Source organism: Desulfonatronum lacustre DSM 10312, from assembly GCF_000519265.1.
Lineage (GTDB): Bacteria > Desulfobacterota > Desulfovibrionia > Desulfovibrionales > Desulfonatronaceae > Desulfonatronum > Desulfonatronum lacustre.
Genome location: NZ_KI912608.1, coordinates 3,433,009 through 3,447,808, shown reverse-complemented (window position 1 = coordinate 3,447,808; position 14,800 = coordinate 3,433,009). Strand labels below are relative to the sequence as shown.

Below are 14,800 nucleotides of genomic sequence, written 5' to 3'. Positions count from 1 at the left end.
TTGACACCGATGACACCCATGACTCCCATGGCCATCACTTCCCTCGACGATCTGATCCGTTCGGCGGCCACGGCTGACCAAAACCCAAAGTTGGCCATTGCCCGTTCCGGGGACGCCTTCGTACTGGAAGCCGCGATGCAGGCTTACGCCGCAGGCGTGGTGGAGCCCGTGTTTATCGGCGACATGGACGCCACCCGGCGCATCGCCGAGAATCTGGGCGCGGACATTTCGGACTTGCGCGGCGTCGACCTTCCGGACGACGAGGCCGCGGTGCGGGAGGCCGTCCGGATGTTTCGGGAGGGCGAGGCCGCGCTGATCATGAAGGGAGCCGTCTCCACGAGTACGCTGCTCAAAGCCGTGCTGGACAAGACCGGCGGCGTTCCGCCCCAGGGCATTCTCAGCCATGTCACGGTGTTCGAGAACCCGCATTCCGGCAAGCTGATGCTGCTCAGCGACGCCGCGGTGAACATCCGTCCCAACCTGCAGCGCAAGGTGGAAATCCTACGCAACGCCCTGACCGTGGCCCGAGCCCTGGGGATTGCGGCTCCAAGGGCGGCGATGCTCGCGGCCACGGAAAAGGTCAACTATCCGGCCATGCCGTCCACCCTGGACGCGGATCTGATCGCGCGCATGGGCCGGGAAGGCGCCTTCGGGGACGCCCATGTGGCTGGCCCCATGGCCCTGGACCTCGCGCTCTCGGCCAAGGCCGCGGCCAGCAAGCGTTTCCAGAACGAAGTCGCCGGTCAGGCCGACATTCTGATCACGCCGGACATCGAAAGCGGCAACGTGCTCTACAAATGCCTGAACACCCTGCTCGGCCTGGACGTGGCCGGAGTCGTGGTGGGCAGCTCCGTGCCCATCGTCGTTCCCTCCCGCGGCGACTCTCCCAGGTCCAAGCTGCTTTCCATGGCCCTGGCGGTCTATCTGGTGCGAGCCGTGAGCCACGATTCAGAGCATCATCATCCAGCCGACCTCTGACCCCCCGGACATTCATGAAAAAGACCATCCTGACCATCAACCCCGGCTCCACCTCCACGAAGGTCGTCCTGTTCCAAGACCTGGAGCCGACGTTGTCCCGCGAGGTTCAGCATTCCAAGGCCGAGCTGGCCGGGTTTCCCAACGTCTGGAGCCAGTTCGCGCTGCGCCTGGAACCCATCCTCGCTGTTCTCGACCAGGCGGGTGAAAATCGGCTGGACGCCGTGGTGGGCAGAGGCGGCTTGCTGGCCCCGTTGCCCGGCGGGGTGTACCGGATTGACGAGCAGATGCTTGGGGATTTGCGCTTGCGACGCTTTGGGGAGCATCCTTGCAATCTGGGCGCGCCGTTGGCACTGGAGATTGCGCAGCGCTTCGGAGGCCAGGCGCTGATCGTGGACCCGGTGGTCACGGACGAGCTGTGCCCGGAAGCCAGGTTGACCGGCCTGCCGCGCATCCGCCGCCGGAGCACCTTCCACGCCCTGTCCCAGCGCGGCGCGGCCCGGGAGGCGGCCCGCCGTCTGGGAGTTGATTACGAAAACGGCAAATTCATCGTCGCCCATCTGGGAGGCGGCATAAGTATCGGCGCACATCGCCGCGGGCGGGTGGTGGACGTGACCAATGCCCTGGACGGAGAGGGGCCGATGAGCCCGGAGCGCAGCGGGGCGCTGCCGGTCCTGCCCCTGCTCCGGCTTCTGGAGGACGGCGTCATGGATATTCCCGGACTGCGCCGGGCCGTACTCCGCGAAGGCGGGTTGTTTGCGCACCTGGGGACCAATGATTTCCGGGAAATCGAGGAGATGGTCCGACACGCGGACCCCGGGGCCGCATCCGTGGTCGCCGCTTTTGTCTACGCAACGGCCAAGCACATCGCGTCGCTGCTGCCGGTTCTCGTGACCACGAACGATCCGAGCCCGGTGGATGCCATCGTGCTCGCCGGCGGCCTGGCCCACAGCGCGCTGCTGGTGCGTGAGCTGACAGCCCGGCTCGCGCCCTGGGCCCGGATCGAGGTGGTCCTGGGCTTGACCGAGGCGCGGGTTATGGCTGAAAGTGCCCTGGCGGCCCTGGAAGGCAGGGTCGAGGTCCAAGATTACGTCGGCAATGATTTTGAAACCCATCACCTGTAGCCATTCCGCTTCCCGCTCCGGAAGCGCGTCCACGGCATGATCCGCACCACCATAACCGCCCTGATTACGGCCATGCTTGTGTTGCTCTGGATCGGCCAAGCCCTGGCCCAAAATCCGTTTCTCACTCCCCCGTCCCGGGAACGGCCCCCTGAACAATCAACGGGCCAATCAACTGTGCAACCCACTGGGCAACACATCGACGAATCCGCCGGGGAGCTTTTGGGCCAGCCCGCCGAACAAGGCCGCCCGGCACTGGAAGAGCGAGTCGGGCAGCCTTCCCGCGAACCTCCGGACCGTCCTTTGGCCCGCCCTCCGTCCGCGGCCCCGCGCATCACGCCTCCGTTTTTCGCCGAGATGATCGCCCTGCAACGCGAGCTGCGCCAGCGGATGACCAGCTACGCCCGCCAGATCCAGGAACGGCCTTTTGGGGCAGCCACTTGGCAGCTGATGCTGCTCTCGTTTCTGTACGGGGTGGTGCACGCTCTGGGGCCGGGGCACGGCAAATCCATCGTCTGCTCCTATTTCGTCTCCCGACGGGGAACCTGGCGGCAGGCCCTGCTTTTCGGCAACCTGATCACCGCCACCCACATCCTCTCCGCGGTGGTGATCATTGTCGGGCTTTCCTGGGCTCTGGGGCGGGCGAACATCGCCGCGTTCCACTCCGTGGAAGGAAGGCTGGAGTCCATCAGCTACGCGCTGATCGTACTCATCGGCTTCTTCCTCCTGGGCAAGACCTTGCTCGACTGGTGGCGGGCGGCAAAGGGGAAATCCGGTGAAGAGGCCGATGAGTGCCCGCGTTCCAGCCCCAGGGACATCATCACCCTGTCCCTGGCCACCGGCCTGATGCCCTGCCCCGGCGCGGCCCTGATCCTGCTCTTCACCCTCAGTCTGAACGTCTTCTGGGCCGGTTTGGCGGCCATGATCCCCCTGGCCCTGGGCATGGGCCTGACCGCCTCGGCCTTGGGACTGATCACCGTCGGCTCCACCAACGCCGTGCTGGGCGTCAGCCGTCGCTCTAAACGCCTCTTCGCCATCCTGCACCGCACCCTGGCCTGCCTGGGCGCGGCCTTGATAATCATCCTGGGCGCGAGCCTGCTGCTCAGCGCCGGGTATGTTTGATTGTCGGCCAAAAACGCCTGAACCGCCCGCAACCTATGGTTCCGGGCGGTTCAGGCGTTTAGGCGTTGGGACGGATTGACCCGTTATACCATTTCTAATTCGTAACTATTCAGCATAGAGTAATACCGGTTCCGAGGTCGGAGTCGGAATCGGGATCGGGATCGAAAACGCTGGGATGTGTTCTGATTTCTTCCTGTTTCGATTCCGACTCCGATAGCGAAGCGCCGACCCCGACCCCGATTGCCGGAGCATGAACGGACGCAAAATGAGCTGAGTAGATACTCTCATTCAAAGCTTCTCTTTCGGCATCGGCATCGGGGTCGAATTAGGATTATTGGCGAACAAACAGTATCTATCCCGATACCGACCCCGATAACTGCATTTTCTCAAGCGAAAAACGCATTGCCGAAGTAGAATTGGTATTACGCGGCCTCAACCCGACACAACAACGCCGAATGCGGCCAGGAGCCGATTTCCGGGCTGCAATGTTCCGGTTCCAGCGGGCAGAGCATGTTGGCGTTGGACTCGTAGACCCCGAAGAGTTCCGGAAGCTCCTGCCTGCGTTCCGGGAACCACCAGCCGTGCTGCGCGTCGGCCATTCGCGGATGAATGCGGGTGGAGGTGCGCAGGCGCATCCGGATTTTGCCCTTGGGCGAGGTCACGAGCACCCACTGATCGTTCTCCAGGCCCAGTTCCCGGGCTGTTTCCGGGTGCAGCAGGACCAGTGGATCCGGATTCACCTTCCGGGCCGATGCGATCTGACGCTGCTCGGAATGGTACATGGGCATGAACCGGCTGCCGGTGATCAGGATCAGCGGAAACTCCCGGGCCAGATCCGAATTCCCGGCCGGACTCCAGAGGGGCTCCTTGTACGTGGGCAGTGGCTCGCAACCCAACTCCTCGAAGATGCTGGAATACAGCTCCACCTTGCCCGACGGGGTGCCGAAGCCTGAAGTTTCGTAGCGCTTGAATTCGGGCGTGCCGAAAAAACCATACTGCTCGGTCAGCTCCCGGAAGGTCAGCCCCGTGGGCTCCAGACGAAAGTCGCAGGCCTGCTCCAGGTTCTCCCACGGCCAGTCGTTTTCCTGGCCCAGGCGCAGACCCAGGCCGCGGTAGAACTGATAGGTGTCCCGGCGTTCGTAGAGCGGCTCGATGCCCGGAGGACAGGCCATGCAGAACCCGCCGGTGACCCACAGTTCGGGCTGCTCCACCGTGGTGGCCGAGGGGAAAACATAGTCCGCCAGGGCCGCGGAGGGGGTCATGTAGTATTCCATGACCACGTACAGCTCCAGGGCGGTCAGGGCGTTGAAGACCATTTTCGGGTCCGGGAAGGAGAGCATCGGATTGCTGGCCACGGAGAACATGGCCGTGATCGGGTAAGGCTTTTTGGTGATCGCCGCCTGGAACACGTCCCGAATGTGGGCCACGCAGGTCCGGTACATGGACGGCGGGTTGACCTGGCCCTTGGGCAGCTTCCGGTTGTTGGCCAGGTTGCGCTCCCAGCCGGGGAAGCCGAAAAAGGGGTACGTGTCCGCTCCGAGCTGCTTGGCCCGCTGCTCCGGGCCGATGGCCTCGGCGGCCACCAGGTCGAATTCCCCGCGCACCCGGGCCACCTCCGGGGTCTGGCCGAAGGTTTCCCCGCCCGGGATCTCCAGGTTGCCGGTAATGGACCGCAGGATGGCCCGGGCCCGGGCGCACTGGGTGGAATTGATGCCCTGCTTGTCCAGGCCGTAGGCATAGGGCAGCTGGGCCGGCTTGGAGGTGGCGTAGATCCGGGCCGCTGCGGTGATCTGCTCCACGGGCAGCCAGGTGATCCCGCTGACCTTCTCCGGGGTGTACTCCCGCACCGCCTCCCGCAGTTCGTCGAAGCCCACGGTCCACTGGGCTACGAAGTCCGCGTCGTACAGCTCTTCTTCAATGATCAGCCGGATCCAGCCCAGCATCAGGGCCAGGTCCGTGCCCGGCCGGATCTGCAGCCACATGTCCGCCAGGGCCACTTCCTCGATCTCCCGGGGATCCACCACAATGATCGTCGCCCCGTTGCGCCTGGCCTGCTGGGTGGCCGGCCAGGCCTGGATGGGCGAGGAGTTGGCCGAGGCCTTGCCCCAGACCACCAGGCACTTGGCCTGCCGGGCATTGCCCCGGGCCATGCCGCCGTAGGTGGCGAACTCCGTGGCGTAGGACGGGCACATGCAGATGTTGTTCGCCCCGCAGACGTTGGGCGAGCCGAACAGGTTGTAGAACCGGCGGCAGTCCCAGTGATGGGTCCGGCTGGTGCCGTGGGTGAAGCCCAGGGTTTCCGGCCCGTGGGCGTCACGCAGCCGACTCAGCCTGGCGGCCACCTCGTCCAGGGCCTGATCCCAGGAAATCCGCTCCCATTTCCCCTCGCCCCGGGCCCCGACCCGCTTCAGCGGATAATTATCCGGTCCGGGTGATGGATATGCTCCGGCATGAGCAACCCCCGCTCGCAGATCAGGCCACGGGTCACCGGATGGTCCGGGTCCCCGCTGACCTCGAAGACCTTGCCGTCCTTCATGTGCAGCAGGGTGCCGCAGCGCGGGTGACACAGGCCGCAATAACTGCGGCGCACCCCGTCCCGTGGCCCGGCCCCGGACTGGGGGTTGTAGGCGTAGAGGGGCAGGCCGCTCAGGGCCAGGGACGAGGCCACCAGGGTCGAGTAGTGCAAAAAGGTCCGTCGGTTGATGCGCATGGTTCCTCCTGTGCGTTGCGGTTCAGGGGGCGGGCGAGGATGTGGTTACAAAATCTCACAGAATCTCCTTGATCGCCGCGATCAGCTGGTCGTCGCCTGGGATGTAGAACCGTTCCAGCGGAGGGCTGGCCGGGACGGGGATGTCCGGGCCGGTGACCCGGCGCAGCGGGGCCTTGAGCAGGTTGAAGCCTTCCTCCATGACCACGGCAGCGACTTCTCCGCCGAAGCCTCCGGTGCGGGTGGCTTCGTGCAGGACCACCAGTCGGCCGGTCTTGGCCACGGAAGCGAGGATGGCCTCCTTGTCCAGGGGGACCAGGGTGCGCAGATCCACGATTTCCACCTCCACGCCTTCCTGGGCCAGCTTTTCCGCCGCGGCCATGGCCACGCCGAGCATGCCGGACCAGGTGACCACGGTCACGTCCGTGCCCGGTCGCTTGACCTCGGCCTTGCCGATGGGAGTGAGATATTCCCCTTCGGGCACGGGCATGGGCGCGAAGTACAGGCCCATATGCTCGATGAAGATCACCGGATTGTCGTCCCGGATGGCTGATTTGAGCAGTCCCTTGGCGTCCGCCGCCGTGGCCGGCATGACCACCTTCAGGCCGGGGCAATGGGCCACCCAGGCCTCCAGGTTATGCGAATGCTGACATCCGGCGCCGATTCCCGCGCCGGATTTCATACGCACCACCAGGGGAAACGTAGATTTGCCGCCGGACAGGTAACGCAGCTTGGCCGCGTGGTTGACGATCATGTCCGAGGCCAGGGTGAAGAAGGGGTTGAACATGATTTCCACCACCGGCCGCAGCCCGGCCTCGGCCGCTCCCACGGCCAACCCGGCGATGGCCGCTTCGGAAACCGGAGTGTCCTTGACCCGCTTCGGCCCGAACTCTTCCAGCAGGCCGTGGGTGGGAAACATGGGGTTCAAGTGAATGCTCACGCCCACGCCTTCTCCGGCGATGAACACGTTGGGGTCGCGGCGCATTTCCTCCCGCAGGGCCTGATTTATGGCTTGTCCCATTCCGAGTTTCTGCATGATATCCTTCCTTTGCTTATGGCTCGCAGTGCTTCACCAGCGGTCCCGCATGTCTCGATTTTTGGGCCTCGCAACTCCTTCGCCAGCCTCGTAGCTCAGTCAAACAAGCGATTCCCAAAAATCGAGACATGCCGGACCAACACATGCTTTCTCATGAAATTGTGCTGAGCGGCTATTCCGGCTTTTCCAATCGGTCACGCCACCAGAACATCCTCCAGCGCCTCTTCAGGGTTGGGAAACGGGCTGTCTTCCGCAAAACGCACCGCCTCCTTCACCACGGCCTCGGCCCGGGCCTCCATGTCCCGCACCTCTTCCGGGGTGATCAGTCCCTGGCTCAGGAGGTCATCCCGCAGGCGGGGGATGGGGCATTTTTCCTGCCAGGCGCAAATCTCTTCCTTGGGCTGATAATGCTGGGGATCGGCTTCTCCGTGCCCCCGGCAGCGGTAGGTCTTGCACTCGATGAGGCTCGGCCCTTCTCCGGCCAATGCACGCTCCCTGGCGTCCCGCACGGCCTGATACACGGCCAGGGCGTCGTTGCCGTCCACCGCCTCGCCGGGCATGGCGTAGGCCGTGGCCCGGTCGGCCATGCTCGGGTTCGGGGCGTGCTCTTCATAGCGCTGGGCCCCGGCGTAGACGTTGTTCTCGCAGATGAAGATCACGGGCAGCCGCCACAGCGCGGCCAGGTTCATGGCCTCGTGCACTGATCCCTCTGCCGCCGCGCCGTCGCCGAAAAAGCAGACCGTGACCCGCTGTTCGCCCTTGTACTGTTGGGCAAAGGCCTGACCCACGGCAATGGGCGGCCCGGCTCCGACCACGGTGGAGGTACAGGGCGCGTTGACCTCGGGCACGGCCAGGTGCAGCGTGCCGCTCTTGCCCTTGTTGCAGCCGGTGCGCTTGCAGTAGATCTCGGCCATCAGGGCGTTGGGGTCGGCCCCCTTGGCCAGAAGGTGATTGTGGCTGCGGTGGTTGGAGATGATCACGTCCTCCGGGGCCAGGGCCGCGCAAGCCCCGGAGCCCACGGCCTCCTGTCCGGTGCTGAGGATCGTCATTCCGGGGATTTTGCCCTCGATCTTGCACAACTCGGCCAGTTCGTCCTCAAACCGGCGGGACAGCAGCATGGTCCAGAGCATTTCCTTTTGCTTTTCCTCGGGGATATTCATGAAACCTCCGTGCGGTGACATGGTTGCGGGCGATGCCGCGCGACGGTGCGGCCAGGCGTTTGATGGAAGAAATGAGGTAGCAGGAAAACAGTGCTTCTTGAACCCCTAAAAGGGAGGGCTCCAGGGCTATTTTGTTCTCTGAAAAATTTTCATGATTTCAGAGTGATAGACAGGATGACGTTCAAGGGGGGAACACCCTGGGTGGAGCATAACTCATCGAAATCGAAATCGCTATCGAAATCGCTATCGAAATCGGAACATTGCCGGAAATCGATTTCGATCACGATTTCGATTTCGATACCGATCCAGAGCGCCCATAGCTCGAGAACAAAATTGCCCTGGCGAGGGTTCGGCGGATGTCGGTGGGCTGGGCAGATGATTGTCCGGACCGGACTGGATACGTGCCGGGTCGAAAGGGAGCGGAAAAGCGAAAAGGCCGCCGGGGTGGCGGCCTTTGTTCAAAATGTCCGGGCCGCGATCCAGCCGCCGGAGATGAAGGCCGCCAGGGAGCTGCCCAGGTTGACCAGGGCCACCACCAGCAGAATCCGGCACAAGGGGTTGGTCCAGAAGCCTTTCAGGGAGGTGATGGCCTGGGGCAGGTCTTCCAGGTCCGCCACGGTGGGCCGCCGAATCAGGGCCTGGACGAATCCGGCCACGAATCCGGCGGCGATCATCGGATTCAGGCTGGTGAACGGCGAGGCGACCATGGCCGTGAGTACGGTCAACGGATGGGCCCAGGCCAGCACCGCGCCCAGCCCGGCAAGAACGCTGTTCAGGGCGACCCAGATGATGGCCGATTCCATGGCGTGGGCCTGGCCTTCCTTGAGAAATCCCCAGGCGATCAGGACCACGATGGCGATGGGAATGGCCCACTTCAGGAACGAGCCGATATTGGACTTGGGCGGCAGGACCGTCAGGGGGCCGAGGTCCGTATCCTGGTGGATGTGGTTTTCTATCCCGGCCATGTGCCCGGCCCCGACCACGGCGACCACGGTCTGGCCTGGGGCCTCGCGGATCTTCTGGGCCAGGAACAGGTCGCGCTCGTCGATGAGCCGGCGCTTGACCTGGGGGAATTCGTCCGCAAAGGCGTCCATCAGGATTTCCATCTGGTCCTTCTGCTTCAGGGATTCGACAACGCCGTCGTCGATTTTGCCGGCAAAGATCAGGCCCATCAGCAACTGCCCGACCATCTTGAACTTTTCCAGAAAGCCCAGATGCCGCCAAGTCCGTTTCAAGGTGATCTCCACCTCCCGGTCCGCCAGGACCAGATGGGCCTCGGTCTCCTTGGCCAAGCGCACGCCCTCGGCCATGTCCGCTCCGGGCTGGATGCCCAGTTGGTCGCCCAGCTTGCGGTAGAACGAGGAAAGGACCAGTTGGGCCAGCAGAAACGGCGTCTTGCGCTCCCGGATCACCCGCATGATGTCCATCTTGCGCCAGCCGTCCCGGTCTATCAAAGCCCGATGCCGGGACGGGCACAGTTCCACGCAGATGGTGTCCGGATGAACCATCTCCACCGTGGTCCGGACGTCCTCAACGCTCTGCTTGGACACATGGGCCGTGCCCACGAGATACACGTCCTTCCCGCCCACCCGGACGTGCTTCACGCAGGACGGAAGTTCAAGGACCTGGGCCTGTTGACCGGTTTCGGCCGCTTCGACAGAGGGAGATGACGGGGAAGATGGTTCTGGGTGCATTCGATTTGGTTCTGGAAAGAGGGATGAAGCCGGGCAGCAGTTCATTTTGAGCACGGCAAAAAATGGAATTGTCTACACCGTGCCGGATTGGAGGGCAAGCGGGCGACACGGCGCCGGCAGGACAGATTTGTTCTCGCACTACGGGGGCTCTGAATCGGTATCGAAATCGAAATCGTGATCGAAATCGATTTCTGGAAACTTTCCGATTTCGATAGCGATTTCGATAGCGATTTCGATAGCGATTTCGATAGCGATTTCGATAGCGATTTCGATGGTTGCTGGCCCACCCTGGGGGTTCCCTTTGAATATGCTGCAACCTAAATATCTGAAATTATATTGATTTTCCAGAAAACAAAAATGACCCTGACGGTGCCGCGCGGCACGGCGCCGTTTTTAGAAACGTCATGTGGCCCTGGCAATTTTGTTGAAGGCGCTGCTCCACAAAGAAGGCTCGAGGACGCTTCCCCTAACATTCCCCGAGCATTGTCTTGGCAAACGCCGAGGTTGCGATATAGGGTCGACTTCGACCTTCACCGCGGCTTGCCGATCTTGGACGAGTCGAATGGAGAAATTCCCGATGCCCCCTCCTTCTCGAAAATCCCCATTGGAGCCGAAAACGTCTCCCTCCGAGGTCTGGCAAGAATCCGGCAAGCGGAGCGTCGTCCCGGACAACGATCCGAATGAGTTGATCCGGGAGAGCGTTGTCGAAAACGTGCTGGAAAGCATGCCCGCCGGTTTGATGATCGTGGGCAAGGAAGGACGGGTTTTTCAGGTCAACGCTCTTTTGGCCGCCATTCTCGGCTTCTCCAAAGACACGCTGCTGGAGCAGGGATGGAGCGTTTTGTTTATCGGCCATCCCGAGAACAACGAGTTCAACGACGCGATCCTGGACGTGATTCAGGAGGCGCGGGTTCGGGAGAGCCGGGAAGTCTGGTACGCGAGGCCGGACGGCCAGTGGTTTTTCTTGAAGATCACCTCTTCGTTCCTGCGTTTCGGCGGGGACGACTGGAGGTTGGTCGTCCTGGTTCAGGACCTGACCGAGCTGCACCTGATGCACCAGCGGGAAAAGGCCGCTCTGGAAGAGAAGCGTCTCGCGGAGCAGCAGCGGGCCGACAGCCTGAACAACCTGGCCCTGTCCATTGCCCACCAAATCCGCAATCCGATCATGACCATCGGCGGGTTCGCGGGGCTCGCCGCAAAGCACACGGACAACCCGGACAAGGTCGCGGAGTATCTCCGAAGCGTGATGGAGTCGGCCCAGCGTCTGGAGCGGATGGCCGCCGCCGTCCGGGAGTACGTCTCCATCGTCCCCGGGACGCTCGAGCGTCTTGCCGTGCAAGACGTACTGCTCGGAGCCGTCCAACGTGTTCGCGAGTGCGCCGCGCATCCCGAAAGAATACTCGAAGCATCCGACTCGCTTTCCCCGGACTGGACAATCCAGGCCGACTCCGGACAAGTGGCCGCGGCCCTGGACGCGATCCTGGAAAACGCCTTCGAGTCCTATGGCGGAGCGCCCGATCAAGACAAGATTGTGACCATCGAAGCACGGGCAAACGAGGACGCCCTCGTCGTGCTCGTTGTGGACAAAGGACGAGGAATTTCCGAGCAGGATACCCCCTTTGTCCGCGACCCGTTCTTCACCACCAAGGCGGTGGGGACCGGAATGGGATTGGCTGTCGCGCAGAGGATCATGGCCCTGCACGGAGGCAATCTGGAGATCACGAGTTCACCGGGCAAAGGCGCCAGGGTCGCCATGATTTTTCCCAGGGCGTGGGAACAAGCGCGAGATTGACGCCTCCTTATCAAACCAAAGCCGCCAGATCATAGGTCTTGGTATCGGTGATTTCGGCCCGGACCAATTCGCCGGGGCGGATGGTTTCGCCGCTGACGTAGGTGATGCCGTCCACTTCCGGGGCCTGGAACCAGACCCGGCCTTCATGAAGTCCCGGCCATTCAGGGCTGGGACGTTCCACGAACACGTCCATTTCCCGGTCCTGGTATTGTGCGAGGATTTCGGCGCTGATGTCGGCTTGCAGCTTCATCAGCCCTTCACGGCGTCGAGCCTTGGTCTTGGCGCCGACCTGGCCGGGCAGGGCCGCGGCCTTGGTTCCCGGCTCCGGGCAGAAGGCGAAGACTCCGAGATGGTGAAACCGGGTTTCGGCGACGAAATCGGAGAGCTGTTGAAAATGGTGGGGCCGTTCGCCGGGGTAGCCGACGATCAGGCTGGTGCGCAGGGCCGCTTCCGGAAAATGCTCCCGGACCCGGTCCACCACGTAGCGCGGATCTCCGGTGAAGGGGCGGCCCATGGCCCGGAGGATGTCCGGGTGGGCGTGCTGCAAGGGGATGTCGAAATAGGGCAGCAGAGGCGGTCCGAGTTCGGCCAGAAAACGCAGCAGGCGCGGCGTCAGGCCGGCGGGATAGAGATACATCAGCCGCAGCCAGTCCAGTCCAGGCAGTCCGGCCAACCGGGCGAGCAGGGATTCCAAGGCGTTTCGTGAGCCCAGGTCCCGGCCGTAGGACGTCAGATCCTGGGCCACCAGAATCAGTTCCCGGACGCCCTGCCCCAGAAGCGCTTGGGCCTCGGCCACGATCAGGTCCGGCGGCGCGCTTTTCAGCGGGCCGCGGATGGACGGGATGGTGCAGAAGCGGCAGCGATGGTCGCAGCCTTCGCCGATTTTCAGATAGGCGTAGACCGGCTTGGTGCTGACGACCCGGCCGGGCGGCGTTGCTAGGGGGAGCGCGCGGCCCAGGTCGGCCAGCCGTGGAATCAATTGGTCCTCCTCGGCCACGTTCAGCCAGAGGTCCACCTCCGGGATGGCTTCGCGCAGTTCCGCCCCGAACCGGGAAACCAGGCACCCCGCGACCACCAGTAGGGGCCGGGGGTGAAGGTCGGCGATGTCCTGCGCGGTTTCCAGAATCACGCGGGTGGACTCCTCTACTGCCGGGGCGATGAAGCCGCAGGTGTTGATCAACACGATTTGGGCCTGATGGATGTCCTGCACCACCCGCCCGGGGCCGAGCGCTCCGAGCATGCGCTCCGTATCCACGCGGTTTTTGGGACAGCCCAGGCTGACGCACCAGACGCCCGGCCCGGCGGGGTCCGCGGGGTCGCTTGAAGTCGGAATGGGATTGAGGGTATGGCTTGACATTCGGGTCCGTTGCTCGCGGTTTGAGGACTTTCGGGAATTGCGCCCAGCGCTTGGCACGGAACTTGTCTGAGTGTTGAAAAAGTCTTTCGTCACAGTCCGTTCAAAAACCCCAAGTGCAAGGAGCAATAAAAGTTCAAGGTCGAAGCGTATTTATTCATACGTGAGAGTTTGAACTTTTTGCAGCGACGCAGCAATTGGGTATTTTTCAACGGACTGTTATGGCTCGTCAACCCCACGAGGAATCCATGCATCTTTCAGCAGGTTACAATGAAGCCGTTCGCGTCCTGGAAGCGGCCCAAGGAGACTTCCTGGTCGGATTGGTCTGCCCGGAGGCTGGATCGGTTCGGCGAGACGACGCGGCCCTCTCGTCGATCTTTGCCGCGATCCTGGGACTGCTGGACCATGCGGCGCACGAAACGCATCTTCCCCGCATGCGCCTCGCGGCGTGCACAGGTCAGGTTCCGGCGGCGCACGAGCAGGAACTGACGAAGCGGCGCATCCTCCGGTTCACGGACCCGGCGGCCATGATGGCGGCCCATCCGGACATCAATCTGGTGGTGAATCTATCGGGTGACTCGGAAACCGTGCGCAGCCTGCGCCGGATATTGCCGCCCTCGGTGGCCTTATTGGACCGCGCCTGCGCGGTCTTTCTGTGTTGTCTGCTGGTGATGAACGAGGTTTCCGGTAAATGCCAGACCGATCTGCGCGGCAGCCGAACCCTGCTGAACACCATTGTCGACGAACTGCCGGACGACATTTTCTTTCTGGACGACCAGGGACGCATTCTGGACGTGAACAGACAGGTCTGCGAGCGGCACGGCGTGGACAAGCAGGCGTTGCTGCATCAATCCAGCAGCACGGTTCCCGCCGGACCGGGCCAGGTGGCCTGCGGTCCGACGCGCCGGGACTGGCCGGTGTTGACGACCCTTGCGCATCGACGGGAGCAGGAGACGCTGCAAACCTGGATGGATGAGCAGGGCCGGGTCCACTACTACCAGGTGACCGCCTACCCGGTGTTCGACGAAACCGGGCGGGTGCACCGGATGATCGAAGTGCGTCGGGACGTCACGTTGCGCACGGAAATGGAGAAGCGCTTGCAGCAGGCCGAAAAGCTGGCCGCCATCGGTGAATTGTCCACGTACATCGCCCATGAAATCCGCAACCCCTTGTTTGCCATCGGCGGGTTCGCCAACTCCCTGCTGCGCTCTCAGGAACTGACCGAGAACAGCCGGGAAAAGGTGCGGATCATTCTGGAAGAGTCCAAACGCCTGGACAAAATTTTGAAGAACATCATCAACTTCGCCCGCCCCACGTCATCGGAACTGGCGGAAGTGGACGCCAATCAGGTCGTCGCCGAAACCGTGCAGGTGCTCGGGATCGGCAGTCAGGAACGCGGCGTGATCCTGGACGTCCGGCTCGGGGAGGAAGTGCCCAGGATCCGGGCCGACGCCGAACTGCTCAAACAGTGCTTGATCAATCTGATCAAGAACGCCCTGGAGGCCATGCCCGATGGCGGGCGGCTCACGGTGACCACGGCCATGGAACGCCGCCAGGTCCTGATCAGCATCGAGGATACCGGTCACGGCATTCCGGTGGAGATCCAGGACAAGATCTTCAACCCCTTCTTCACCACCAAGCAAACCGGGTCCGGAGCCGGCCTGGGGCTGGCCATGACCAAGAAGATCATCAGCGACCTGGGGGGCGACCTGCGCCTGAGCAGCCGACCCGGCAAGGGCACCCAGGTCGACCTGCTGCTGCAACCCTACGTGGACATGGAAACGCCTGTTGCCGGGCATTTCGACCAAGAACCGCGACAAGAAACGTGGAACAGATAAG

The 14,800-nt window shown here is 63.0% G+C and carries 11 protein-coding genes; 5 read left to right on the top strand and 6 right to left on the bottom strand.

The window, feature by feature from the left end; genetic code table 11:
• Positions 1–27 precede the first annotated feature (27 nt).
• The 3 genes from DESLA_RS0116240 to DESLA_RS21025 are packed head-to-tail and all read left to right on the top strand — an operon-like array spanning position 28 to position 3,218.
• Positions 28–978, top strand: a complete 951-nt coding sequence (locus DESLA_RS0116240) for a phosphate acyltransferase (RefSeq protein ID WP_028573286.1) — start codon at positions 28–30, stop codon at positions 976–978.
• 14 nt (positions 979–992) lie between these two features.
• A complete protein-coding gene (gene buk / locus DESLA_RS0116235) occupies positions 993–2,099 on the top strand; it encodes a butyrate kinase (RefSeq protein ID WP_028573285.1) in 1,107 nt (368 codons plus the stop codon).
• Positions 2,100–2,135: 36 nt separating this feature from the next.
• Positions 2,136–3,218 carry a nickel/cobalt transporter gene (locus tag DESLA_RS21025; protein WP_051434767.1) on the top strand — a complete coding sequence of 361 codons (1,083 nt, stop codon included), beginning with the start codon at positions 2,136–2,138 and terminating at the stop codon, positions 3,216–3,218.
• A 422-nt stretch (positions 3,219–3,640) separates the two neighbouring features.
• On the opposite strand, the gene DESLA_RS21020 is transcribed toward DESLA_RS21025, so the two are convergent.
• The 5 genes from DESLA_RS21020 to DESLA_RS0116210 all read right to left on the bottom strand — a co-directional run bounded on the left by DESLA_RS21020 (position 3,641) and on the right by DESLA_RS0116210 (position 9,815).
• The gene (locus tag DESLA_RS21020; RefSeq protein WP_245590112.1) at positions 3,641–5,587 is read right to left on the bottom strand and encodes a molybdopterin-containing oxidoreductase family protein; all 1,947 of its coding nucleotides are present in this window, start codon (positions 5,585–5,587) and stop codon (positions 3,641–3,643) included.
• Positions 5,588–5,625: 38 nt separating this feature from the next.
• A complete protein-coding gene (locus DESLA_RS23495; RefSeq protein ID WP_245590083.1) occupies positions 5,626–5,928 on the bottom strand; it encodes a hypothetical protein in 303 nt (100 codons plus the stop codon).
• A 55-nt stretch (positions 5,929–5,983) separates the two neighbouring features.
• Positions 5,984–6,961 carry an alpha-ketoacid dehydrogenase subunit beta gene (locus tag DESLA_RS0116220; RefSeq protein WP_028573284.1) on the bottom strand — a complete coding sequence of 326 codons (978 nt, stop codon included), beginning with the start codon at positions 6,959–6,961 and terminating at the stop codon, positions 5,984–5,986.
• Positions 6,962–7,155: 194 nt separating this feature from the next.
• Positions 7,156–8,121, bottom strand: a complete 966-nt coding sequence (locus DESLA_RS0116215; protein WP_028573283.1) for a thiamine pyrophosphate-dependent dehydrogenase E1 component subunit alpha — start codon at positions 8,119–8,121, stop codon at positions 7,156–7,158.
• Positions 8,122–8,579: 458 nt separating this feature from the next.
• Positions 8,580–9,815: a TraB/GumN family protein gene (locus tag DESLA_RS0116210; protein WP_084032137.1), complete on the bottom strand. Its 1,236-nt coding sequence runs from the start codon at positions 9,813–9,815 to the stop codon at positions 8,580–8,582.
• 577 nt (positions 9,816–10,392) lie between these two features.
• On the opposite strand from DESLA_RS0116210, the gene DESLA_RS0116200 reads away from it, so the two are divergent.
• Positions 10,393–11,607 carry a two-component system sensor histidine kinase NtrB gene (locus tag DESLA_RS0116200; RefSeq protein WP_028573281.1) on the top strand — a complete coding sequence of 405 codons (1,215 nt, stop codon included), beginning with the start codon at positions 10,393–10,395 and terminating at the stop codon, positions 11,605–11,607.
• Between the two features lie 10 nt (positions 11,608–11,617).
• On the opposite strand, the gene rimO is transcribed toward DESLA_RS0116200, so the two are convergent.
• On the bottom strand, positions 11,618–12,964 hold the full coding sequence (gene rimO / locus DESLA_RS0116195) for a 30S ribosomal protein S12 methylthiotransferase RimO (RefSeq protein ID WP_084032135.1): 1,347 nt from the start codon (positions 12,962–12,964) through the stop codon (positions 11,618–11,620).
• Between the two features lie 245 nt (positions 12,965–13,209).
• Here rimO and DESLA_RS21015 point away from each other — a divergent pair, with 245 nt between their 5' ends.
• On the top strand, positions 13,210–14,799 hold the full coding sequence (locus DESLA_RS21015; RefSeq protein WP_051434766.1) for a two-component system sensor histidine kinase NtrB: 1,590 nt from the start codon (positions 13,210–13,212) through the stop codon (positions 14,797–14,799).
• Position 14,800: the final 1 nt, after the last annotated feature.